The 23,771-nt window shown below is 68.6% G+C and carries 22 protein-coding genes; 16 read left to right on the plus strand and 6 right to left on the minus strand.

Annotation, left to right across the window (positions count from 1 at the left end):
• Positions 1-202: 202 nt before the first annotated feature.
• From ACWGE0_RS44060 to ACWGE0_RS44075, 4 genes are all read left to right on the plus strand, one after another.
• A complete protein-coding gene (locus ACWGE0_RS44060) occupies positions 203-1,477 on the plus strand; it encodes an SLC13 family permease (protein ID WP_452266810.1) in 1,275 nt (424 codons plus the stop codon).
• Positions 1,478-1,481: 4 nt separating this feature from the next.
• Positions 1,482-1,916: a universal stress protein gene (locus ACWGE0_RS44065; protein WP_452266811.1), complete on the plus strand. Its 435-nt coding sequence runs from the start codon at positions 1,482-1,484 to the stop codon at positions 1,914-1,916.
• Positions 1,917-1,992: 76 nt separating this feature from the next.
• On the plus strand, positions 1,993-2,979 hold the full coding sequence (locus ACWGE0_RS44070; protein ID WP_452266831.1) for a hypothetical protein: 987 nt from the start codon (positions 1,993-1,995) through the stop codon (positions 2,977-2,979).
• A 43-nt stretch (positions 2,980-3,022) separates the two neighbouring features.
• Complete coding sequence (locus ACWGE0_RS44075; protein ID WP_452266812.1) at positions 3,023-3,811, plus strand: TIGR02452 family protein; 789 nt, start codon at positions 3,023-3,025, stop codon at positions 3,809-3,811.
• Between the two features lie 13 nt (positions 3,812-3,824).
• On the opposite strand, the gene ACWGE0_RS44080 is transcribed toward ACWGE0_RS44075, so the two are convergent.
• Together ACWGE0_RS44080 and ACWGE0_RS44085 are read right to left on the minus strand one after the other, a co-directional pair.
• Complete coding sequence (locus ACWGE0_RS44080) at positions 3,825-4,604, minus strand: hypothetical protein (RefSeq protein ID WP_452266813.1); 780 nt, start codon at positions 4,602-4,604, stop codon at positions 3,825-3,827.
• Entirely contained in the window at positions 4,594-5,109 is a 516-nt protein-coding gene (locus ACWGE0_RS44085; RefSeq protein WP_452266814.1) for a SigE family RNA polymerase sigma factor, read from the minus strand. The genes ACWGE0_RS44080 and ACWGE0_RS44085 overlap by 11 nt, the downstream gene beginning before the upstream one ends.
• 167 nt (positions 5,110-5,276) lie before the next feature.
• Here ACWGE0_RS44085 and ACWGE0_RS44090 point away from each other — a divergent pair, with 167 nt between their 5' ends.
• The 5 genes from ACWGE0_RS44090 (at position 5,277) to ACWGE0_RS44110 (ending at position 9,643) form a co-directional block, all read left to right on the plus strand.
• Positions 5,277-5,795 (plus strand): ribbon-helix-helix protein, CopG family, encoded by a 519-nt coding sequence (locus tag ACWGE0_RS44090; protein WP_452266815.1) that lies wholly within the window; start codon positions 5,277-5,279, stop codon positions 5,793-5,795.
• Positions 5,796-5,864: 69 nt separating this feature from the next.
• Positions 5,865-6,707, plus strand: a complete 843-nt coding sequence (locus ACWGE0_RS44095; RefSeq protein ID WP_452266816.1) for a DUF4097 family beta strand repeat-containing protein — start codon at positions 5,865-5,867, stop codon at positions 6,705-6,707.
• A gap of 10 nt (positions 6,708-6,717) precedes the next feature.
• The gene (locus ACWGE0_RS44100; protein WP_452266817.1) at positions 6,718-7,653 is read left to right on the plus strand and encodes an ATP-binding cassette domain-containing protein; all 936 of its coding nucleotides are present in this window, start codon (positions 6,718-6,720) and stop codon (positions 7,651-7,653) included.
• The gene (locus ACWGE0_RS44105) at positions 7,650-8,432 is read left to right on the plus strand and encodes an ABC transporter permease (RefSeq protein WP_452266818.1); all 783 of its coding nucleotides are present in this window, start codon (positions 7,650-7,652) and stop codon (positions 8,430-8,432) included. The genes ACWGE0_RS44100 and ACWGE0_RS44105 overlap by 4 nt, the downstream gene beginning before the upstream one ends.
• A 14-nt stretch (positions 8,433-8,446) precedes the next feature.
• Complete coding sequence (locus tag ACWGE0_RS44110) at positions 8,447-9,643, plus strand: cytochrome P450 (protein ID WP_452266819.1); 1,197 nt, start codon at positions 8,447-8,449, stop codon at positions 9,641-9,643.
• 48 nt (positions 9,644-9,691) lie between these two features.
• Here the strand turns inward: ACWGE0_RS44110 and ACWGE0_RS44115 are convergent, their stop codons facing one another.
• From ACWGE0_RS44115 to ACWGE0_RS44125, 3 genes are all read right to left on the minus strand, one after another.
• Positions 9,692-10,393, minus strand: a complete 702-nt coding sequence (locus ACWGE0_RS44115) for a 3-oxoacyl-ACP reductase family protein (protein WP_452266820.1) — start codon at positions 10,391-10,393, stop codon at positions 9,692-9,694.
• A 51-nt stretch (positions 10,394-10,444) separates the two neighbouring features.
• Complete coding sequence (locus tag ACWGE0_RS44120; RefSeq protein WP_452266821.1) at positions 10,445-12,325, minus strand: hypothetical protein; 1,881 nt, start codon at positions 12,323-12,325, stop codon at positions 10,445-10,447.
• 123 nt (positions 12,326-12,448) lie between these two features.
• Complete coding sequence (locus tag ACWGE0_RS44125; protein ID WP_452266822.1) at positions 12,449-13,441, minus strand: fatty acid desaturase family protein; 993 nt, start codon at positions 13,439-13,441, stop codon at positions 12,449-12,451.
• A gap of 211 nt (positions 13,442-13,652) precedes the next feature.
• Between ACWGE0_RS44125 and ACWGE0_RS44130 the strand changes: the two genes are divergently transcribed.
• Both ACWGE0_RS44130 and ACWGE0_RS44135 read left to right on the plus strand, forming a co-directional pair.
• Entirely contained in the window at positions 13,653-14,810 is a 1,158-nt protein-coding gene (locus ACWGE0_RS44130) for a 4-hydroxybenzoate 3-monooxygenase (protein WP_452266823.1), read from the plus strand.
• A gap of 21 nt (positions 14,811-14,831) precedes the next feature.
• Positions 14,832-16,490 carry a methyltransferase gene (locus tag ACWGE0_RS44135; protein WP_452266824.1) on the plus strand — a complete coding sequence of 553 codons (1,659 nt, stop codon included), beginning with the start codon at positions 14,832-14,834 and terminating at the stop codon, positions 16,488-16,490.
• A gap of 27 nt (positions 16,491-16,517) precedes the next feature.
• On the opposite strand, the gene ACWGE0_RS44140 is transcribed toward ACWGE0_RS44135, so the two are convergent.
• Positions 16,518-16,865, minus strand: a complete 348-nt coding sequence (locus ACWGE0_RS44140) for a VOC family protein (protein ID WP_452266825.1) — start codon at positions 16,863-16,865, stop codon at positions 16,518-16,520.
• Positions 16,866-17,057: 192 nt separating this feature from the next.
• Between ACWGE0_RS44140 and ACWGE0_RS44145 the strand changes: the two genes are divergently transcribed.
• From ACWGE0_RS44145 to ACWGE0_RS44165, 5 genes are all read left to right on the plus strand, one after another.
• Positions 17,058-20,243: a S8 family serine peptidase gene (locus ACWGE0_RS44145; RefSeq protein WP_452266826.1), complete on the plus strand. Its 3,186-nt coding sequence runs from the start codon at positions 17,058-17,060 to the stop codon at positions 20,241-20,243.
• Between the two features lie 232 nt (positions 20,244-20,475).
• Positions 20,476-21,303: an ANTAR domain-containing protein gene (locus ACWGE0_RS44150; protein ID WP_452266827.1), complete on the plus strand. Its 828-nt coding sequence runs from the start codon at positions 20,476-20,478 to the stop codon at positions 21,301-21,303.
• Positions 21,304-21,421: 118 nt separating this feature from the next.
• Positions 21,422-22,090: a GAF and ANTAR domain-containing protein gene (locus ACWGE0_RS44155; protein WP_452266828.1), complete on the plus strand. Its 669-nt coding sequence runs from the start codon at positions 21,422-21,424 to the stop codon at positions 22,088-22,090.
• A gap of 106 nt (positions 22,091-22,196) precedes the next feature.
• Positions 22,197-22,892 carry an ANTAR domain-containing protein gene (locus ACWGE0_RS44160; protein ID WP_452266829.1) on the plus strand — a complete coding sequence of 232 codons (696 nt, stop codon included), beginning with the start codon at positions 22,197-22,199 and terminating at the stop codon, positions 22,890-22,892.
• 45 nt (positions 22,893-22,937) lie between these two features.
• Positions 22,938-23,675, plus strand: coding sequence for a GAF domain-containing protein (locus ACWGE0_RS44165; RefSeq protein ID WP_452266830.1), 738 nt, complete (start codon positions 22,938-22,940; stop codon positions 23,673-23,675).
• Positions 23,676-23,771: the final 96 nt, after the last annotated feature.

The raw sequence follows: 23,771 nt of genomic DNA on the forward strand, positions 1-23,771 counted from the left end.
GACGAAAAGCGTGTCCGTTTGACACCCCTCCTCAGGTGCAGCGAGTGCTGAGGCACGACTCGTGACGGGACCCCACCCGGAGCGCTGTTTCAAGCAGCTCGGCTTCGCCGTCGCCTAAGGCGCCTCGGCTTCGCCATCGGTGGCTCGCCTGCGGCTTCGCGGGGGCTTGCTCGGGTGGCTGTTGGGGTGGCGGCGGCTGAGAATGGGGGGCCGGAGTGCCGGCTTGGGAGGATTTGTGCTGGCGCTGTCGGTGTTGTTGCTGGTGGCTGTGTTGGTTTGTGCGGTTGTTCGGCCTTGGGGGTGGCCTGAGGCGGCTGTGGCGGTGCCGGCCGGGGTGCTTGTGGTGGTGGTTGGGGCGCTGCCTTTTGAGCATGCGGTTGATGAGGCTGTGCGGTTGGGGCCTGTTATCGGGTTTTTGGCTGCGATCTTGGTGCTTGCTCAGCTTTGTGACGATGAAGGGTTGTTCCAGGCTTGTGGGCAGTGGATGGCTCGGGTGTCTGGTGGGCGGCCTCGGACGTTGCTGGGCGGGGTGTTTGTTGCGGCGTCGGTTACTACGGCCGTTTTGAGTCTGGATGCGACGGTTGTGTTGTTGACGCCCGTTGTGTTTGCCACTGCGGCTCGGCTTGGGGTGCGGGCCAAGCCGCATGTGTATGCGTGCACGCACTTGTCCAACAGTGCGTCGTTGTTGTTGCCGGTGTCGAACCTGACGAACCTGTTGGCGTTTGCGTCTAGTGGGCTGAGTTTTACGCGGTTTGCGGGCTTGATGGCGTTGCCGTGGGTTGTGGCTGTTGGTGTTGAGTACTTGGTGTTTCGGCGGTTTTTTCGCACTGACCTTGATGCGCCGGTGCATGCTCCTGCTGAGCGGGAGGTGGGGGAGGTGCCGGTGTTCGCGTTGGCCACGGTGGGGTTGACGTTGGTGGGGTTCGTGGTGGCTTCGGCTACCGGGGTTGATCCGGCTTGGGCCGCTTGTGGTGGTGCGCTGGTGATGGCTGGCCGGGCGTTGGGGCGTCGGCGTGCGACGGTGGGCAAGGTGGTGCGGGCGGCTTCGGTGCCGTTTTTGGCGTTTGTGTTGGGGCTTGGGCTTGTGGTTCGGGCCGTTGTGGACAACGGGCTGGACGGGGTGCTTCGGCATGTTTTGCCTGGGGGCAACGGGGTGTTGGCGTTGCTGGGGGTGGCCGCGGTGGCTGCGGTGCTGGCGAATGTGATCAACAACTTGCCTGCGGTGCTGGTGTTGTTGCCGTTGGTGGCGCCTATGGGGGCTGGGGTTGTGCTGGCGGTGTTGGTGGGGGTGAATCTGGGGCCCAACCTGACTTATGCCGGGTCGTTGGCCACGTTGTTGTGGCGGCGGATCGTGCATGACCACGACACCGAGGTGAACTTGGCGGAGTTCACGAGGCTCGGAGTGCTTGCCGTGCCTGCGACGCTGGTGGGGGCTGTGGTGGCGTTGTGGTTGTCCTTGCAGGTGATTGGAGGGTGACGCGGTGACGGTGGTGGTGTGGATCGCCGATGACACTTGGCAGGACTGCGTTGATGCGGCCAAGGCGTACAGCGGTGCTGAGATGTTGTTGTTGCACGTGAGTGATCGCGATGTGCCTGGGGCGGCGCATGGGGCGTTTGCCGGGCTGTTCGGGAGGCATCCGTCGTTGGACCCTGGGACGCGGGTCGATGGGCTGGCCGCGGATCATTCGGTTCGGTTGCTCGAGGTTGCCGCCGAACGGCTTGGGGTGCCGTGTGCGACTTCGGCGCGGGTGGGGCGGGTTGAGCACGAGGTTGTCGCGGCGGCTCGGGAGGCATCGTTGCTGATCTTGTGTCGTGATGGGGACGTTGGTCATGCCGGGCCGCGCAGTCTGGGGGCGGCCACCCGGTTTGTTGTTGATCATGCTGCTTGCCCGGTGTTGCTGGTGTGGCCGTCGTAGGTTTCGCGGGCGCAAACTTGCGTGCGCGCACTTTTATCTTCTAGTCTCGAGGGGTCGAGAACGGAAGGGGGCGCTCATGCGTGCCAAGGGCATTGCGTACGACACCGGGTTTGTTCGTCATGGCGAGAACTCGGTGCCGGAGTTTGATCTCGAGGTGGTTCGGCGGGATTTGACGGTCATCCGGGATGAGTTGCACTGCAACGCTGTTCACCTGGTCGGGGGTGATCCGGAGCGGTTGGAGCTCGGTGCTCGCGTGGCTGCCGACCTCGGGTTGGAGGTGTGGTTCTCGCCTTACCCGCTGGAGTTGACGCCTGACGCGATCCTCGAGCTGTTCGCGGAGTGTGCGCGGCGGGCGGAGCTCGTTCGGGCTGGTGGGGCCGAGGTCGTGTTCGTCGCGGGCGTTGAGTTGAGCATCATGAACGACGGGTTCTTGCCTGGGGATGATGTTCTGGACCGGGTCACGCGACTGCTCGGCAATGCTGAGGGGATGCTGGAGGCCAGTGCGCGGCTCAACGAGTTCCTGGTGCGGGCGGTGGCTGTTGTCAGGGAACGCTTTCGGGGCAAGGTCACGTATGCGTGCATCCCCTTTGAGCGGGTTGACTGGGAGTTGTTCGACGTCATGTCGTTCGAGTTGATCCGGTCCGCTGAGGTGGCCGACCAGTTTGCGGCGGGTGTCCGGAACGTTGTGGCGCAAGGGAAGCCGGTCGCTGTCACCGGGTTCGGGACGGCTGCTTGGCATGGGTCGGGGGCGGTGGCGCCGCGCAGCATGGAGATCGTCGAGCTCGACGAGGCCGGGCTGCCGGTCCGGGTGAAGGACGGGTATGTCCGTGACGAGGACGAGCAGGCCGGGTACTTGCGGGAGCTGCTGGAGATCTTCGAGGCCGAGGGTGTGGATGGGGCGTTCGTGTACATGTTCGCGCTCAACAACTTCACGCATCGGCCGGACGATCCGAGCCGCGACTTCGACATGGCCAGTCCGGGGATCGTGAAGGTTCTCGAGGACGGCAAGTGGGAGCCCAAGGCGGCGTTCGGGGCGGTGGCTGAGGTCTATGCGCGGATCTGAGGCCTGAAATCCGCTTGGCGGGTTTGGGATAGTTGGCTTCATCATGAGCAGCAGGCTGCGGGCGATCGCCCGCGACACCGTTGAGATCTCGGAGCGAGGGTCCTACTCCACTGCGACGGGTGAGGTCTCGATCGCCGTCCAATCCGCAGTGGCGGGGACGCGGCTCCATTTGCCGGAGGACGTGTTGTCCCTGCCCGCCCAGGGGGAGCCGGCTCGGGTGGACGTGACGAACGAGTCCACTTTGGAGGCGACGCACCGGCTTGGTGGTGACATCGCCGGCCTGGTCTTCGCTTCCGCGCGCAATCCCGGTGGCGGGTTTCTGAACGGTGCCCAGGCTCAGGAGGAGAGCGTCGCGCGGGCGTCGGCGCTCTACCCCTGTCTGCTCGCGGCGGGCGACTTCTACCGGTACCACCGCGCGCACGACGACCTCACCTACAGCGACCGGGTGATCTACTCGCCACGGGTGCCGGTCTTCCGTGACGACAAGGGAACGCTGCTGGCGGAGCCGTACGAGGTGTCGTTCCTGACGGCCGCGGCGCCCAACCGGTCCGCGATCGTGAGCAACCAGCCGGAGCGGGCCGACGGCATTCCCGCCGCGTTGCTACAGCGTGCTGTGCGGGTGCTGCACGTCGCCGCGGCGCACGGGCATCGGCGGCTCGTGCTGGGCGCTTGGGGTTGCGGGGTCTTCGGCAACGACCCCGTGGTCGTGGCTGAGACGTTCCGGTCCGCGTTGCGGGACAACCGGTACTTCGATCACGTGGTGTTCGCGGTGCTGGATCGGCAGAAGGGCACGCCGACGCTGGCGGCTTTCGCTGAGGCCCTCACGAGGTGAGGGCCTCAGCAGTTCACTCGACCTCGGTGAACCCGTCCGGGATCTGGGTCCTGAGCTGCGCGAGGTTCTCCGGCGTCGGCGGCAGCCACGTCACGTCGAACGGCGTCGCCCCGTCCTGCGCCAGCAGCCAGCGCATCGGGAGGTAGGTGGTGGCGTCCACCCACATCTCGAGCGCGGGTTCCGGCTTGCGTGCGGCGACGTGCAGCCGCACGGTCTGGGTTCCGTTGATCGCCTCGCCCGGCCCGGTCACGGTGATGCGGCCGTCCTCGATCGCCTTCTGAATCTTCTCCGGCGTCCAGACCTCGTCGTCCGGGGTCTCGCCGGGCCGGGCGCGGTAGGTCCGCGTCCGGTGGTCGACGAAGACGTCCCCGGCGGCCGAGCGGCTCAGGTCCACGATCGTCCTGCCGTCCACCGTAGCTCGGTACCGGAACGCGCTGCCGTCGGCGGCGTGCCACCGTTCGCTCAGCCCGCGCTCGCCTGGTTCGAAGTACTTCTCGCCCTCACCCGCCGTCGCCTGTTCGTGGATCACCATGCCGCGCACGCCGTCGAGGGCGGTGTTCGTCCGCTCCAGCACCTGCGCGATCTCCACGGGCGCGGCGGGCTGCTGGCCGGGCACCAGGACGATGGCGGCTGCTGCAGCGGCGGCCAGTGGAAGCGCGAGCCACGGCCAGCGCCGGCGGGACCGCTTGCGCCTGACCGAGGCCAGCAGTTCGGCGGGGTTTGCGGTCACGTTCGCGACCTCGGCGCGCAGCACGGTGCGCACGTCGTCGAGCAGTTCGTTGTCAGACACCATGAGCGTTCTCCGTGATCTTCTCGCCCAGCAGCTCCCTCAGCCGCGCGACCGCCCGGCTCGTGTGCGCCTTGACGGTTCCTTCGGAAGTGCGCAGCGCCTCTGCGGTCTCCGCCACCGACAGCTCGGCGAAGAACCGCAGCACGACCACCTCCCGTTGTCGTCTGGGCAACTTCGCCAATGCCCGCCGCACCGCGTCGCGATCGGCCACCCTGTCGGCGGGATCGCGGCCGCCGGTCATGACGTCGACGTTGGTCAGCTGCTGTTCGGACACCCGTCTGCGGGCCCGTCGCCACCGGTCGCGGGCCAGGTTGACCAGCACCTGCCGGATGAACGCCTCCGGTGCCGTGTGGACGGACGTCCAGCGCGCGGCCAACCGCATCAGCGCCGTCTGCAGGATGTCCTCGGCGTGGCCGACGTCCCCCACCAGCAGCACGGCCGTGCGCAGCAGCGCGGTCGACCGGTCGAGCACGAACCGGTCGAAATCGGCGCTCAGTTCTCGTTGCACATCCAGGTAGACGACCCCCTTCGGGTCTCGGTTGACATGGGTAGCACGGCCCCTCTCGGAGACTGTCACCTTCCTCGACCAGGCCCCTGACCTGCGGTGAGCCACTTTGATGCCAAGCTGAGCCAGAATTGCTTGCCGGTGGTGCCACCGTGTGCCATAGTGGTGCCATGGATCTGACCCCGTACGTGGCTTCTCTCGGTCGCGAACTGCTGACCGCCGTCGAGACCGGCGGTGACGAGGCAAACGCGTTGGTCGAGCGGTTGACCGTGTCGATGGAGTCGGCGATCAGGCTGGCGCTGCTCGAGGCGCTGTCCGCCGCCGCCGACGAGATCACCGCGGACCTGGCGCCGGACTCGGTGCAGGTGCTGCTGCGGGGCCGGGATCCCAAGTTCGTCGTGACGCGCCGGCCGGTGGAACAGCCGGCCGCCGCGGCGCCGGAACCCGTCGCGGCACCCGCCGAGGACGTGGCCGGCTTCGAGGACGGCGCCACCGTCCGGATCAACGTCCGTCTTCCCGAACAGCTCAAGGCCGCGATCGACGAGGCCGCTGCCAAGGAGGGCCGTTCGGCCAACGCCTGGCTGGTGCGGGCCGCCTCCGCCCAGCTGGCGCCGAAGCGTGAGTCCGTCGCCGAAACGCTGACCGGGGGCATCCCCGCCTCCCAGCGTTTCGTCGGCTGGGTCCGCTAACCACCGCGCTCGCACCACATCGCCCCGACCTGCGGGGATGCACTTCCACCACCTTCTGAGGGGACAGCCATGCCTGAATTCGACACGCCACAACCGATTTCCGTACTGCTCGACGTCTACGCGGGCTACGTCCAGATCGTCGCGACCGACCGCACCGACACCAGGGTCGACGTGCGCCCGTCCGACCCGTCCGACTCCTCGGACACCGAGGCCGCGCAGAAGACCCGCGTCGACTACGCCGACGGCACGCTGATGATCCGCGGGCAGAAGCGGACGTTCGACTTCTCGAAGAAGACCAGGTCGGTCGACATCGTGATCGAGCTGCCCACCGGGTCCAAAGTGGACGTCGACGTGACGGCCGGCAGCACCCGCACCACTGGTGTGCTGGGCGTGACCGAGGTCGACATGTCCGCGGGCAACATCCACCTCGACCGGACCGGCCCGCTGAAGGTGGACACCGGCGCGGGACAGGTCAACATCGGCGCGGTCAAGGGCAACGCCGAGGTCAAGACCGGCAGCGGCCACATCCGCATCGGCACGGTCGACGGCGGGCTGGTCGTCAAGAACTCCAACGGTCACATCGAGGTCGGCTCGGTCACCGGCGAACTGCGGGCCCGGTCGGCCAACGGCGACATCAACGTCGAACGGGCCGGTGGTCTCGTGGAAGCCAAGACCGCCATGGGATCCATCGCCGTGACCGAGGTCGTCCGCGACACCGTCACGCTGAACACCGCGATGGGGGGCATCGAGCTCGGGATCGCCCAGGGGACCGCCGCGTGGCTCGACGTCAAGACCGGGTTCGGCCGCGTCACCAACACGCTCGAGGGCAGCGACGGGCCCGGCAACTCCGTCCAGACCGTCAAGGTCACCGCCCACACGTCCTTCGGCGACATCTCCGTCCGCCGTGCCTGAGGGGAACTCCATGAACGCGATCAAGGCAACCGGACTGCGCAGGTCCTACGGTGACAACGAAGTGCTCAAGGGCGTTGACCTGAACGTCCAGCGCGGCACCGTTTTCTCGTTGCTCGGCGCGAACGGCGCCGGCAAGACCACCATGGTCAAGATCCTGTCCACGCTCATCAGGGCCGACGGCGGCAGCGCGACCGTCGCGGGTCACGACGTCGCTCGTGATCCCAACGCGGTCCGTGCCGCGATCGGTGTCACCGGCCAGTTCTCCGCCGTCGACAACCTGATGACGGGCCGGGAGAACCTGAAGCTGATGACCGACCTGCACCACCTCGGCCGGGCGCAGGGCAAGGCCAAGGTCGAGCAGCTGCTGGAGACGTTCGACCTGGTGGACGCGGCCGACAAGTCCGCGTCCACCTACTCCGGCGGCATGCGGCGCCGGCTCGACCTCGCCATGACGCTGACCGGTTCACCTGAGGTGATCTTCCTCGACGAGCCGACGACCGGGCTCGACCCGCGCAGCCGCCGCGGCATGTGGGAGATCGTGCGGCGGCTCGTGGCGGACGGCGTCACGATCTTCCTCACCACCCAGTACCTGGACGAGGCCGACGAGCTCGCGGACCGGATCGCGGTGCTGGACAAGGGGAAGGTCGTCGCCGAGGGCACCGCGGACGAGCTCAAGCGCCGCATCCCCGGCGGTCACGTACTGCTGCAGTTCACCGATCCCCGCCACCTCGAAAGCGCCACGCGGATCGTGAGCAACGCGAGCCGTGACGGTGAGGCGCTCGCGTTGCGGGTGCCGAACGACGGCAGCGTCCGTTCGCTCAAGGCACTGCTCGACCGGCTCGACGACAACGCGGTCCTGGTCGACTCGCTCAGCATGCACACGCCCGACCTCGACGACGTCTTCCTCGCCCTCACCGGCGACTCCGAGAAGGTGACCCAGCCATGACCTACGTGCTGAACGATTCGGCGACGATGGTGCGCCGCAACCTCAAGCGGATGATCCGCTACCCGTCGATGACGTTCCAGCTGCTGATCATGCCGGTCGTCTTCCTGCTGCTGTTCGTCTACGTCTTCGGCGGCACGCTCGGTGCCGGTCTCGGCGGACCGTCCGGCGGGCGTGCGGAGTACCTCAACTACGTGACGCCGACGATCATCCTGATGGCGATCACCGCGGCGGTGCAGGGCACGAGCATCTCGATCGCGATGGACATGACCGAGGGCATCGTGGATCGCTTCCGCACCATGGCGATCGCCCGGGTGTCCGTCCTAACAGGACACGTGGTCGGCAGCCTCGTCCAGACGGTTCTCGCGATGACGTTCGTCTTCGGTGTCGCGGTGGCGATCGGCTTCCGTCCGCAGGCGAACTTCGTCGAATGGCTCGCGCTGGCCGGTCTGCTGGTGGCCATGGCGTTCGCGCTCATCTGGTTCTCCGCCGCGCTCGGGCTGGCGAGCAAGTCCGTCGAGTCGTCGAGCAACGTCGGCCTGCCGCTGATCCTGCTTCCGTTCTTCGGCAACGGTTTCGTGCCCACCGACTCGATGCCGACCGCACTGCGCTGGTTCGCCGAGTACCAGCCGTTCACCCCGTTCATCGACGCTCTGCGCGGCCTGCTGATGGGCACGCCGATCGGCAACAGCGGTTACATCGCCTTCGCCTGGTGCGTCGTCATCGGCGTCGGTGGCTACCTCTGGTCCAAGAAGCTCTTCAACCGCGAATCCACCCGCTGAAGGAGTCACCGATCATGCAGAACGGCCTTCCCATGGAACGCGACGTGAACCCGTTCGACCCGCCCAGCCGGGTCACCGAGCTCCGGTCGACCCGGCCGGTCAGCCCGATGCTCTTCCCCGACGGCCACGAGGGCTGGCTCGTCACCGGCTACGACGAGGTCCGGCAGGTCCTGGCCGACGTCAGGTTCAGCAACCGTCAGGACCTCGGCATCCTGCACGTCCCGTTCCCGACCCCCGGCATGCCGGAGCAGACCGAACCGTCCCCGCAGACGCCGGGACTGTTCATCAGCATGGACCCGCCGGACCACACCCGGTTGCGGCGCAAGCTCACCGGAGCGTTCACCGTGAAGCGGATGAAGGCCCTGGAAGAGGGCATCATCGAGATCACCGAACGGCAGCTGGACGAGCTGGCGAGGCTCACCCCGCCGGTCGACCTGGTCAAGGAGTTCGCGCTTCCGGTGCCGTCACTGGTGATCTGCGAGATGCTCGGGGTTCCGTACGCGGACCGCGAGACGTTCCAGGTCAACTCCTCCAAGTTCATGGAGCGGGAGGTGAACCTGGAAGACAAGATGGCCGCGTACATGGCGATCCACACCTACCTGACCGAACTGGTCGTCGGCAAGCGCGCCGAGCCGGTGGACGACATGCTGTCCGACCTGGCCAGGGACGAGGACCTCAGCATCGAGGAACTCGTCGGCATGGCCTTCCTGCTGCTGCTCGCCGGCCACGAGACGACGGCGAACATGCTGGCGCTGGGCACGTTCGCGTTGCTGGAGCACCCTGACCAGCTGGCCGAACTGCGGGCGAACCCCGAGCTGATCCCCGGCGCCGTCGAGGAACTGCTGCGCTACCTGGCCGTCGCCGACATCTTCTTCCGTTACGCGGCAGAGGACATCGAGCTGGGCGGGGAGACGATCCGCGAGGGGTCGACGGTCATCGTCTCGCTGCTGGCGGGAAACCACGACTCCGCGCGGTTCGAGAACGCCGACGAGCTGGACGTCCACCGCAGGGCGCGCGGTCACCTGTCCTTCGGGCACGGCATCCACCAGTGCCTCGGTCAGCAGCTGGCCCGCATCGAGATGCGCGCCGGGTTCGAGGGGCTGCTGCGCCGCTTCCCGAGCCTCCAGCTCGCGGTTCCCGCCCGTGAGGTGAAGCTCAGGACCGACATGAACATCTACGGCGTGCACGCCCTGCCGGTCACCTGGGCGTAGTTCGAGGCCGGGTGCGCCATGGGCACCCGGCCTCGGCGGCGGTGAACCTCAGACGGTGAAGCCGCCGTCGGCGTTGATGCTCGCACCGGTGACGTACGCACCGGCATCGCCTGCCAAAGCCGCCACCAGCTCGGCGATCTCCGCCGGCTTTCCGTAGCGCCCCAACGCGGTCAGTCCGCGGATCGTGTCCGCCATCGGCCCGTCCGCCGGGTTCATGTCCGTGTCGGTGGGGCCGGGGTTGACGATGTTCGCGGTGATGCCCCGCGGACCCAGCTCGCGCGCAAGTCCTTTGGTCATCCCGATCAGCGCCGTTTTGCTCGCCGAGTACAGGGCGAAGCCGGGAAACGGCGCGTACACCGCCACGTTGCTGCCGATGCTGATGATCCGGCCGCCCTCACGCATGTGCCGTGCCGCTGCGCGCGCCGCGAGGAACGGCGCGCGCACGTTCACGGCCATCGTGTGGTCGAACTCTTCCCTGCCAAGCTCTTCCAGTGGTCCTACCTGGAACACGCCCGCGTTGTTCACGAGCACGTCGAGCCTGCCGAACTCGGCGGCGGTCTCGTCCACCGCCGTGACAACGGCATCGGGGTCGGCGCTGTCCGCCTGGATGGCGAACACGTTGTCCGGCTTGGTGTTCTGGTACGTCACCGCGACACGTGCGCCCAGAGCGGCGAGCTTGCCGGCCACCGCCGCCCCGATGCCGCGGCTCCCGCCGGTGACGAGAGCCGCTTTCCCTTCGAGTGATCCCATGCCGATCAGCCTGACGGAATCACCGCCGGGGTTCTGGCGGGAATCAGACCGTCAGTTGTTGCCTCGGGTGTACGCCCACGCCGTGCGGTTGAGGGTGTCCTCGACCCCGGTGAAGCCCTCGTTGGGGTTGAGCACGTCCTCGGTGAAGTCGAGGTCGATGTCGTCCGCGGTGCCACCGATGCCGTCCGGCCCGACGGCGAACATCACCTTCGGGTTGCCGCCCTGGTCCATGATGCTGGGCACCTCGTTGAACTGGTCCAGGTGCCAGCTGCCGGACATGTGCCCTGCCTCGTGCGCGGTGACGTTGCCGATCGCCCTGCCGATGAACGCGACGCGGTTGCTCGCCGGGGTGATGTACCGGTTCAGCGAGGCGCTCGACTGCGCGGCGGGCGAGCTGAGGATGTCCAGCAGCACCAGCGCGGTCTCCTCCTTGCCGAAGTTGCCGGCGTCGATCGACTGCGCGATGCCGACGGTCTGGATGCCGGACTCGGCGATCGAGCCGCCGACGACGATCCTGCTGACGTTCGGCTGGCCCCACGGGTCGGCATGGTCGCGGCTGTTGAGGACGCGCACGGCGAACCGCTTGTTGGTGCCCTTGGCGGCCAGGTCGTGCTCGATGTTCTCGCGCACGGTCGCGACCACGGAGTCGATCACGGCGTTCTCGTCGGCGTCGGTGAGACCCCAGCCGGGCAGGAACTTCTTGAGCGGCGAGAGGTCCCGGTTGCCACCGGTGCCGGGCTCGGGCGCGTAGATCCGGGTGTTGACCCGAGCGCCGTTGAAGTCGAGGAAGATCGACAGCACCTCGGGCCGCTGGTTGAGCTCAGAGCCGGGACGGTAGGCCTCGACGGTGACGTCGTAGCGGCCCTCGCCGTTCTCGACGCCGACGGTGTAGCGGCCGTCCTTCGGTGCCACGAAGTCGGCGACCGCGTTGCCACCGGCGGGCATCGGGGAGTTCTCGGCGTACAGGAAGCTGATGTCCTGCGACGAACTGAAGACCTCACGGCCGGCCGGGTCGTGGACCATCACCCTGGTCGCCTTGCCCGCCGCGGACGCGCCGAGCACGTCGCCCGCCTTCAGGTCGACGGAGAAGAAGTCCTTGTCCGCCTGGCCGTCGCCGGTCGCGATGGTCAGGTCGTACGTGCCTTCGGTGCCTGCCCTCTTGCCGGTGCCCGGCTTCATCGGGTCGGACGGGATGGCGCCGGGGCCTGCCGCCGCGACCATCACGTAGACGTCCTGCCCTACGGGCACGAAGACCTGCAACCGGCTGTCCGTGGTGCCGATGAGGTTGTCGTTCTGGGTGATGAGCACGCCGTTCGCGTCGTACGAGGCGAGGAACGTGTCCAGGTCACCGGTCGGCGTGTTCGTCCCGACGGTCGCGTACAGGCCCGTCGTGCCACCGGACAGCTTGTAGAAGTCGTGGTCGCCGGAGCCGTCGCCACCGCTGCCGTACGGGCCGTCGCCGATCGTGCCGCTGGTGTGCAGGGCCCTGCCGCGGACGGGCACACCGGTGTCGCTGCCGAGCGGGATCGCGTCGTTGACCTCGGCGAACGGCGGCACCACCGGGACGGTGGGGTCGCTCGCGAGGTCACCGGTGAGCGTGAGCTTCGGGTTCTTGCCCCGGCCGGTGCCGAACCCGGCCACGTGCTCGGCCTTGGCGGGCGTGTCGTTGCCGCCCTGCGCGCCCGTGGCCTCCTTCTCGGTGTAGGCCAGGGGCTGTCCGGCGGTCTTCGCCTTCGCGGCCGCGCGTGACTGCTTGCGCGATTCCCGGTTGTGGTGCACCGCGGCCCAGTCGATCTGCGCCTCGGGTGGCAGGAAAGCCAGCATCGGATCGGGCTGGCTCACCTGCACCGCGGGCTCGGCGGCGGACTGGCCGCCGGCGACGAGCGACAACGCCACACCTGCGGCGAGGACGCCCAGGAGTTGTTTACGCATATGAAGTTCCCCCAAGTTCGGTCTGGAACCGAGGAAACCAGCGCTGTGCACAGCGGACGAGCCTTTTGGGAACCCTTTGTCCACTTTCGGACAATTGGGGCGCCTGGAGTCAGACAGCGGGTCTTAGACGGCGGCCTTGCTCTTGCTGCGCAACGGCGCCGCGACCTCGTCCAGGTACTCCAGCACGTACCCGTACGAGCGGAACAGGCCGCACTGCGCGTAGGAGATCCCGTGCTGCCGGCAGAACTCGCTCACGATCACCTGCGCGTGCCGCAGGTTCGGGCGAGGCATGCTCGGGAACAGGTGGTGCTCGATCTGGTAGTTCAACCCGCCGAGCAGGAAGTCCACGAACCAGCCACCGCGGATGTTGCGCGACGTCAGCACCTGCTTGCGCAGGAAGTCGAGCGAGTGCCCCGCCGACAGCACCGGCATGCCCTTGTGGTTGGGGGCGAAGGAGATTCCCATGTAGAGGCCCCACAAAGCCTGGTGCACCAGGACGAAGGCGATCGCGTACACGGGGGACAGCACCCAGAACACCACGCCCAGGTACACCACGACGTTCGCGATCATCAGGAAGCGCTCGCGGCCCGAGTGCTTGATCGAGTGCCAGTGCAGCGCGAAGCCTTCGAGCAGCAACAGCGGGAAGAACAACGCGGCCTGGTGCGAGGCGATCCACCGCAACGGGCCGCGCTTGGCCTCACCCTGGCGCTGCGTGAACGCGAGCACCGAGATGTCGACGTCCGGGTCCTCGTCCTCGTGGTTCGGGTTGGCGTGGTGCCGGCTGTGCTTGCCGACCCACCAGTCGTAGCTGACGCCGACCAACCCGCTGTGGGTGTATCCGGTGATCTCGTTCCACTTCTTGGAGGCGAAGATCTGCTTGTGGCCGGCGTCGTGCCCGATGAACGCCAGCTGCGTGGTCATCACGGCGAGCACCGCGGCCACCGCGAGCTGCCACCACGAGTCCCCGACCAGCACGAATGCCACCCACGCTCCCGCGTAGACCAGCAGGTTCGCGGTGATCCGAGCGATGTAGTAACCACGCCGCCGAGCAAGCAGTCCTGCCTGCTTGATCTCGGTGGACAACTGGGCGAAGTCGCTCGCCTGCCGGAGTGCCATTTGCGCAGAATGCCAGATCCCCTCCACGACGCCGTGCACACGTGATGAAGTCGCTGCTAACCACACAAGTCACCCCGGCGCCGACACGATGGAGTGATCATGATCGACATCTCCGGCGAGCCGCACGCGCCTGCCACGGCCGGTCCTGTCGAGTGCGCCGCAACGAGCCCGCCTCGGACGCGGGCTCGATCCGGAGAGAGGACCAGAAGTCGTGGTCGACCACACGACCGTGCTCATCGCGGGCGCGGGGCCGGCGGGGCTCGTCTTAGGCAACCTGTTGCGCGCGGAGGGGATCGGCACCCTCGTCGTCGAACGGGCGAGCCGGGAGCAGGTGCAGACGAGGGCGAGGGCGGGGTTCCTCGGTCCGAACAGCGCCAGGGTGCTGACGCAGCACGGGCTCGGCGCCGGAATGCTCCACAAAGGACGTTCACACGGCGTCTGCGCGTTCCGCGGTGAGGACGGCGAGTTCGAGCTGGACTACGCCCTGCTCGGCAGGGGCGAGGTGCACACCGTCTACCCCCAGCAGGACCTCGTCACCGACCTGATCGCGGAGTACCTGGACCGGGGTGGTGACATCCGGTTCGGCGTCACCGTCACCGACGTCGACCCGCACACCGCCACCATCCGCTACCGGGACGCGAACGGCCCGGGAGAGGCCACCGGCCGGTTCATCGCCGGGTGCGACGGCGGCAACGGGATCACCCGCACGGCCATTCCTGAAGATTTTCGGCGGCGGTACGGCCAGGACCACGGCGTCAGCTGGCTGGCGGTGCTCGCGGAGGCCCCGCAGAGCATGGCCGCGGTCACCTACGCCATCCACGACGACGGGTTCGCGGGCCACATGGCGCGCAGCCCCGAGGTGACGCGCTACTACCTCCAGGTCCCTCCCGGCGACTCCCCGGAGTCCTGGACCGACGAGCGGATCTGGGCCGCACTCGACACCCGGATGCGGACCGACGAGTTCGGGCAGCTCAAACAGGGCCCGATCACCGAACGCCGGATCGTGCGCCTGCGGTCGGAGGTCACCGACCCGATCCAGCACGACAGGCTGTTCCTCGTCGGTGACGCGGCCGGCCTGATCAGCCCGTCCGCCGCCAAGGGCGCCAACCTGGCGATCATGGAGGCCGAGGTGCTCTCCCGCGCCCTCGTCAACGCCATCACCCGTGCCGACGAGCAGGCGCTGACCTCGTACTCGACCACCTGCCTGCCCCGCATCTGGCGGGCGCAGGAGTTCTCGCGCTGGATGATCGATCTCCTGCACAGCCAGGAGGACGGCTTCCACCGCGCTCTGCGGCGCGCCCGGCTCGAGAGCCTGCGCGACTGCCGCGCCCACCAGAACTTCTTCGCCGAGCACTACGTCGGCATCTGAGCTCGAGGAACCAACATCACCATGATCTCGACCAAGACACGCACGCCCGTTCTCGCCGCGGCCGACCTCGACCGCCTCACCGCGGCGATGGCCCTCCTCGGCGCGCACGACACCCACTCGGCCCTCGCCAACGCGGTGCCGTCCCTGGACGCCGACCAGCGCGCGGCCGTGACGCGGCACGCCAGCCTCGACCACGTGGCGTTGCTGATCTTCCCGGAGACCCTCACCGGCCTGGCGGACGAGCTCGCCGGGCACGGCATCGACGTCGGCACGATGACCCCCAGCGTGGTCGTCCGCGAACGCCTGAGCGCCAGATACTCGGTGCCCGTCGCGGAGCTGAAGATCGGCATCCTGCGCGCCCCCGTCTCCGACGGCAACGGCTGGCCGTGCGAGCTGGAGATCTTCGTGATGGTGACGCCGCCGTCGCTCGCGCACATCGCCGAGGACGAACGCCTGCACGGCCGCGAGAACCACGTCGCGCTGGCCGTCCGCCGCCCGGATCCGGTGCTGCTGCGCGGGTTGCGCACGATGATCACCGCCGCCATGCGTCCCGACGGCGGTGGCTACAACGGCTACGAGAACAACACCGTCCTCTACTTCCGCGACGCGCACTGCGCCGACCCGGCGTTCCGCAGGCTGGAGCTGATCTCCACCGGCCGGTTCCCGCAGCTGCAGGCCACGCACCAGCGCGAGTCGTGCGCCGGCACCGAACTGCTGCGCCTGCTGACCGGTGCCTGGGCCACGCAGGCCATCGCGACCGCGGCCGAACTCCACCTGCTCGACCACCTCGCGACCGTGCCCGACCTGCCCTCGCTGGCGTTGGCCACCGGCACCGAACCCCAAAGCCTGGCAAGGCTTCTGCGCTACCTGGCCGCGCTCGGCGTCGTGCACATGTCGGGTGAGCGGCACAGTCTGACCGATCTGGGCGAGCTGTTGCGCTCGGACCTCGCTGGCTCGATGCGCCCGCTGGCCCTGATGTACGGCGGCCCGTTCTACCGCTCGTTCGCCGAACTCACCGAGTCCGTCCGCAGCGGTGAGGAGTCCTACGCCAAGGCGTTCGGTGCCCACCACTTCGCGCACATGGCAACGGATCCGGTGCTGTCCGAGCTGTTCCACGGTTCCATGGCCGCGAGCAACGCCATGTTCACCGGCGTCACCAAGGTCGTCGACTTCTCCGGCGCCCGCACCGTCGTGGACGTGGCCGGCGGCAACGGCGAACTGCTGTCCCGGGTCCTGCACGCCAATCCGGCACTGCACGGCGTACTGCTGGACCTGCCGAACGCCCTGGCCGCCGCGGAACCACGACTGGCCGAACTCGCCGACCGCATCACGTTGGTGCCTGGTGACTTCACGCGCTCGGTGCCCGGCACCGGCGACATCTACCTGCTTTCGCGCGTGCTGCACGACTGGGACGACGACCAGTGCCGCACGATCCTGTCGACGTGCGCGCGGGACATGCCCCCGCACGCCGAACTGCTGGTGATCGAGCGCCTGTTGCCGGAGGCCGGTGAGGTGGACTCGCTCGCCATCCCGTGGGACATCCACATGCTCTGCAACACCGGTGGCCGTGAGCGCACCGAATCCCATTACGCGGCCCTGCTGGCGGAAGCGGGCTTCGAACTGGTCGAAACCCACTCCCTGCCGCTCGACGCGCACGTGATGCGCGCCCGGCGCCGCTGAGCCCGTGGGTACTCGTTCTGCTGGGGACTAAGAGGAAACCAGGCAGAACGGGTGGGCGGCCGGGTCCGCGTAGACGTGGAACTTGTTGCTGTCGTCGAGTTTCCGCGCACCCAGCTCGCGCACCTTCTCGCCGGCCGCCTCCAGGTCGTCGACGCGGACGTCGAAGTGCATGTGGGCCGACTCCTTCGGCCACTGCGGTGGTTGCCAGCTCTCGACCCGCGCGAACGCGACGCCGGGGCGGTCCGGGGCGTCACCGATGACGACCCAGCCGGGGTCGTCCTGGACCCGGATCATGCCGAGCAGCTTCTCGTAGAACTCCGCGAGGGCCTGTGGATCAGGGCAGTCGATCACCAGGCCGTGCCATCGTCCGATCACGCGCGGGAGCGTGGCACCGCATGAGGACAGCGACTGCCCTGATTGCCCCGGTCCTGCTCGAGGCCGAATCGGTGGGCCGGGCCGTCATTCGGGCACAACACCCAAAATGACGCAACAGAACAACTCTCTGCTGTATCTCTGTCACTGAGGGCAACATCGTCCCTCTCTGACGCAGGACATGGGGAGTTCGCGTTGAAGAAATCGATTCTCGCCGCAGGACTGGCGGCCGCCGTGGGTGTCACCACGGCGGCCGTGCCTCCGGCCATGGGGGAGACCACCAGCGCACCGCGGCAGGTCGACGCGGGTGGTCTGACGACAACGGTCACGTTGATCACGGGTGACCTCGTGCACGTGTCCAACGGGCAGGTGCGGACGCAGGCCGCGAAGGGCCGTGAGGACGTTCGCTTCTTCCACTACACCGACGACCGGGGCGACCTGCACGTCATCCCGCTCGACGCCCAGCCGCAGATCTCGGCGGGCACGCTCGACCAGCGGCTGTTCGACGTCTCGCTGCTCGCGCGGTCCGGCTACGACGACGCGAACCGCGCCACGATCCCGCTGATCGTCCAGGGCGGCGCGGGTGTGCGTTCGGCGGACGCGAAGCCGTTGCCCAGCATCGGCGCCCACGCCGTCACCGCCGACAAAAAGGGCGGGTTCTGGTCGGCGGCACGGGCGACCGGCGCGGCCAAGGTGTGGCTCGACGGCAGGCTCACCGCCTCGCTCGACCGCAGTGCCGCGCAGATCGGCGCACCGCAGGCGTGGCAGCAGGGCTTCACCGGTTCCGGCGCCACGGTCGCCGTGCTCGACACCGGCATCGACTCCACGCACCCCGACCTGCAGGGCGCCGTGGTGGAGGAGAAGAACTTCACGCCGGCCGCCACCACCGACGACAAGTTCGGCCACGGCACCCACGTGGCCTCGACGATCACCGGTGACGGCAAGTACAAGGGCATCGCGCCGGACGCCAAGCTCTTCAACGGCAAGGTGCTCGACGACAACGGCGGCGGCAGCGAGTCCGGCGTCATCGCGGGCATGGAATGGGCCGCGACCAAGGCCGACGTCGTCAACATGAGCCTCGGCACCAACGCTCCCAGCGACGGCACCGACCTCGTGTCGCAGGCCGTCAACCGGCTCACCGCGGAGCACGGCGCGTTGTTCGTGGTCTCGGCGGGCAACTCCGGTGGCCCGGTCGCCTCACCCGCGGCCGCCGACTCCGCGCTGACCGTGGGCGCGGTCGAACGCGACGACAAGCTGGCGGGTTTCTCCAGTCGCGGCCCTCGCACTGGTGACGGCGCCATCAAGCCGGACATCACCGCGCCGGGCGTGGACATCGTCGCGGCGAAGGCGAAGAACGGCGTCATCGGCACCCCGGTCGACGAGGGTCACGTGGCCCTGTCCGGTACGTCGATGGCGGCACCGCACGTCGCGGGCGCCGCGGCGATCCTCGCGGCGAAGAACCCCGCGTGGTCCCCGGAGGAGATCAAGACCGCGCTGATGAACAGCGCCAAGCCCTACGCCGACTCCGGTGTCTTCGACCAGGGCGCCGGGCGCGTCGACGTGGCCCGCGCGGTCACCACTACCCCGTCCGCCACGCCGGCCAGCGTCAGCTTCGGCACGGCCCAGTGGCCGCACGACGACGACCAGCCGATCACCAAGAAGATCAACTATCGCAACACCGGTGCCGAGCCGCTCACGCTCGACCTGAGCGTCGCCGAGCAGAAGCCGGCGGCGAGCGGCCTGTTCAGCGTGTCCCCGGCGAAGCTGACGGTCCCGGCGGGCGGCACCGCGGAGGCCTCGGTCACCGCCGACACCCGTGTGGCGGGCCCGGACGGCCTCTACGGCGCCGCGGTCGTCGCGTCCAACGGCGTGCGCGTGCCGATCGGCGTGCACAAGGAGCAGGAGAGCTACGAGCTCACGCTCAACTACATCGGCCACGACGGCAAGCCCGCCGACGCGTGGCGTTATCTGCTGCTCGGCTACGACGGACGCACCTTCGTGAGCGGCGCCGCCCCGACCGGCACGGCGAAGCTCCGGCTGCCCAAGGGCCGCTACTTCGTGAGCACGTACTTCGACACGGTCCCCGCCGACCCGGCCGCGCGCCGCAAGCTCACCGTGGCCTACGAACCGGCCGTCGAGTTCACCGGTGCCAAGACCATGACCTTCGACGCCCGCACCGCCGCCGAACCGTCGATCACGGTCGACAACAAGGAGGTCACGCAGGCGAGCGGGTCGCTGTCCGTGCAGATCATGACCCCGCAGTTCGGGTTTGGCAGCGGTTGGGGAACGCGCGACTGGAAGGACTTCTACGTCCACCCGTCGGCCACCTCGGACCCGGCCTTCGTGTGGTCCGCCAGCAGCGTGTTCGCCAAGCAGAACGCCGAGGGCGGTTTCTACGGCAGCCCGAACCAGTTCCACTCGCAGACCGCGGGCAAGGAGCGGTTGCCCGCCGCGATCCAGCAGCACGACCGGGAACGGGACATGGCCAAGGTCGAGGCCACGCACAAGGCCCGCGTCCCCGGTTCGTCCGGCGGCCGCAACAACGGCGTCTACGGCCCGCTGCCGTTCAAGCTGACCGAGTACTACACGCCGGGTATCGCGTGGAGCCGGTACCTGGTCGAGGACGTCGACCCGAACACGCCGCCGACCATCGTCGACGACGCGAACCTGAAGACGTTCCGGCGCGGCGCCAAGAGCACCGAGCAGTGGAACACCGCGGTGTTCGGCCCCGGCTTCCCCGCGGTCCAGGCGGAGAGGACCTCGGCGTGGGGCGCTCGGCTGGGAGACCAGTTGTTCGTGCAGACGCCGCTGTTCGCCGACGGCACCGGTGAGCACTCGACGATCGACTTCGGTGCCAGCACCGGCAGCACCAAGCTGACCGCGAACGGCAAGGTCGTCGCGGAGTCCTCGGTGCCGGGCAACCTCTTCGCCCCGGTGGTGCCCGCGGCGAAGACCACCTACCAGCTGCACGCCGAGGGCAACCGCGTCCCGTTGTCGTCGAAGGTGACGGCGGACTGGACGTTCACGTCCGAGACCGCCGCGGGTGACAAGCCGAAGGTGCTGCCGCTGCTCGCGGTCAGGTTCGAACCGAGGCTCGACGACCACAACCAGGCCAGGGCGGGCAGCGTGCTCACGATCCCGGTGACCGTGCAGCGCAACGGTGCCAAGGCCGACGTCACCGACGTCCGCACGCCGCAGGTCCAGGTCTCCTACGACGAGGGCAAGACCTGGCAGCGGACCCTCGTGTTCAAGGCCGGCGGCAAGTGGCTGACCACGCTGGTGCACCCGAAGAACGCGAAGTCGGTGTCCTTCAAGGCGAAGGTCAGTGACGCCAACGGATCCGTCGACCAGACGGTCGTCCAGGCGTACACGCTGAAGTGACGCTCTAGGAACCAGACGAAGGGCAGGCCGGCTTTCCAGCCGGCCTGCCCTTCTGCCTCTGCCGGCGGTATCTGTCACAGTTGTGACAGCAGTAGCGCTACGTCGGCCGCCAGCAGCGCGTGCCGGGATCGCCTACCGTGGGCCAGGGGTTCAGCAGTGCAGCACCCGGTCAGCCCAACTGCCGTCATCGGTGTTCCGCCGGACGGGAAGGAGACGATCCGAGGTGCCAGAGATGCCCCCCAGTGCCGACGACTGGAACCTCGACCGGATGAGGTTCGCGGCCGATGCCGAGAAGGCGCTCGCGTCCGGCCGGACACCCCTGCGCGATCACGGGGCGCCGCTCGGGCCGCTGGCTCAGCAGTTCGCCACCCTGACGTATTCCCTCCTCGACGCCACCACGGCGGGGGAGGTGCTGCAGCAGGTCGTCGACGCCGCTGTGCAGGTCGTGCCCGGCGCGGACCTGGTCAGCGTCACCCTGCGGTCACGGGACGGGAAGTTCCACACCCCGGTGGAGACCGACAAGATCGCGATCGAGCTCGACCAGCTGCAGTACGACCTGCTGGAAGGACCCTGCCTCGACGTCGCGGATCCGGCGGGCCCCGCGGTCGCGTCCGCCCCCGATCTCGCCACCGCGTCGTCCTGGCCGCGGTTCGGCCCGGCGGCGGCCGAACGGGGCATGGGCGCGGTGTTGTCCACGGCACTGCTGCCCGACGTCGAGTCGCCCCGGTTGTCCGGCGCGCTGAACATCTACTCCCGTGAGCGGCGCGGCCTTGACGAGACGGACCAGGCGGTCGCGTTGCTGCTGGCCACACACGCGTCCCTGGCGCTGGCGCACACCGAAGCCGTCGACAGCGCTACCCTGCAGGCCGAGCAGCTGCGCCGCGCGATCAACTCCCGCGACGTCATCGGACAGGCCAAGGGGATTCTCATGGCCCGTCGCGGACTGAGCGCCGACGAGGCGTTCGACCTGCTGCGCCACTCCTCCCAGCACCTGAACGTGAAGCTCGTCCAGCTCGCCGAGATCATCGCGAGCCGCCACGACGAGCTGGATCTGCCCTGACCCGCTGACGCGGTGAAGTGCGAAGACCAGCAGGTATTCGTAGGCTGGAAGTCGACGCAAGACCGTCGGCCAGAGGAAAGCTGTGGACGGGCAACGCCGGAACCGGCTCATACAGCAGGTGCTCAGGTGCAGGACGGCGTCAGGGCGTGCAGAACTCGGACAGGCCCTCAGCGCCGTGTGCGTGCGCGTGCTGCCGGACGTCGACGGCGCGGCTCTGGTCTTCTACAGCGACTCGCGTGCCCAGGAACTGGTCGGCGCCAGTGATCCGTGGGCGGCGGGCATCGAGGAAGCGCAGTACACGCTCGGCGAGGGGCCGGGCTTCGCGACGGTCGCGGCACGTGGCCCGGTGCTGGTTCCGGACCTGAGCGTCGACGAGGTGCGGTGGCCCGTGTTCGCCGGGACCACGCAGGACGCAGGGCTCGCGGCGGCGTTCTACTTCCCGTTGCAGGTCGGCGCGATCCTGCTCGGCACGCTCGGGCTGTACCGCCGCCGGTCAGGGGTGCTGCCCGCCGAGTTCGTCTTCGAGGCGGCGTTGCTCGCCGATCTGGCCTCTCACCTGCTGCTCATCCAGAACGAGCAGATGGGCAGGGAGGAACAGATCTGGCTCGAGACGTCGTACCAGGACGTCAACATGGCGACCGGAATGCTGGCCGCCCAGTTGAAGATCAGTCTGGAGGACGCGTTCCTGCGGTTGCGGGCGCACTCCTTCGCCGCGGGCAGGTCGGTCGTGGACGTGGCCGGGGACGTGCTGGCCCGGCGGCTTCCGCTCGACCAGCTGACCGACTGACCTGCTGCGGACCCGTGGTGCGCACCCGCCGTGATCCGGTCTAGGTTCGTATCTGAAGTCGGAACGGGTTGGGCTGGCCGCGCGACCCCTGGTCAGGGCACGGGTGGTGGACGGGCAGCGTCGGGATCGGCTCACGCGGGCGGTGGAGGAGTTCACGTCCGCGGTTTCCGGGCGCGCGGCGCTGGCCCAGGCGTTGTGCGTGGCCTGCCTGCACGTCCTGCCGGGTGTGGGCGCCGCGGCGTTGACCTTGCGCGCCAACGCACGCGCCGAGGAGATGATCGGCGCCAGCGACGAGTGGGCCGCCCGGCTGGAAGAGATCCAGTACACGCTGGGCGAAGGGCCTGGCGTGGCGGCGTTCCAGGACGCCACGCCGGTGCTGGTCGCCGACCTCGGTTCGGACGGTGTGCGGTGGCCGGGGTTCAGCGCGGCGGCCGCGGCGGAAGGCCTCACGGCGATGTTCGCGTTCCCGTTGCAGGCAGGCGGAATCCGGCTCGGCACGCTCGACCTGTACCGCCGTCGTGCCGGTGGCCTGACGGCGGTCGCCGACGCCGCGATGCTGGCAGACCTGGCGACCTGCGCGCTGCTCGAGCAAAGCGCGCTGGCGGACGACGAGCTGCGGATGACGCTGTCGTACCAGGACGTGAACATGGCGACCGGGATGCTGGCCGCACAGCTGCGAATCAGCCTGGAGGACGCCTTCGCCCGGTTGCGCGCACACGCGTTCTCCTCGGGACGTTCGGTGCTGGACGTGGCGCGTGATCTGCTGGCCAGGCGCATCCCGCTCGACCGGCTCGCGGACTGACCTGTGCCACCAGCTCCTGGCCACGGCGGGTCGTATGCTGCGGGAGTGTCCCGTGCTCAGGATCAGATCGCCGTCACGTTGAGCGAGCTCACGGCGAACCTGGTCGACAGCCACGACGCCGAATCGGTCCTGCGCCTGGTCACCGCCGCGTGCGAGAGCCTGCTCTCCGCTTCCGCGACCGGGGTCGTGCTGGCCGATCCGCGCGGCGGACTGTGCGTGGTGTCGGCGTCGGACGAGCGGACCCGGTTCCTGGAGTTGCTGCAGAGTCAGATCGAAGAAGGCCCGTGCGTGGACTGCGTCCGCGCCGACGCCATGGTCGCCTGCCCGAACCTGGAAGGCGCGGCCGGCCGCTGGCCCGCGTTCACCCGTGCCGCACTCGACTCCGGCTTCCGCGCGGTGCACGCCGTCCCCATGCGCCTGGCCGGCAGTGCGATCGGCGGGCTGAACGTGTTCTACGCCGCCGCCACCCCGTGGGAGGCGTGGCAGGAACGGCTGGGCCAGGTGCTCGCCGACCTGGCGGTGCTGGGCCTGTCGCAGGAGGACGACCCGGCGCGCACCCACCGGCTGGCCGAACAGACCCTCACGACGCTGAACGACCGCGTGATGCTCGCGCACGCCATCGGCATGGCCGCGGGTGCTCTCGACACCAGCACGGACGAGGCCCGCCGCCTCATCTTCGGTTACGCCGCAAGGAATCGCGGCCTGGTCCGGGACGTGGCCCGCGGACTCACCGGCGGCGATCTCGACGCGACCGCGCTGCTACCGGTCGCGGACGCGAGCTAGTTGTACTGGCCCGAGACGTTGCGAACGGTCCGACACGTGATCGGATGATCTTGGAATGAGGGAGGGCCTCCGGGTTCGGTGTGGATTGCGACATCT

The sequence above is a fragment of the Lentzea sp. NPDC054927 genome (assembly GCF_053610285.1).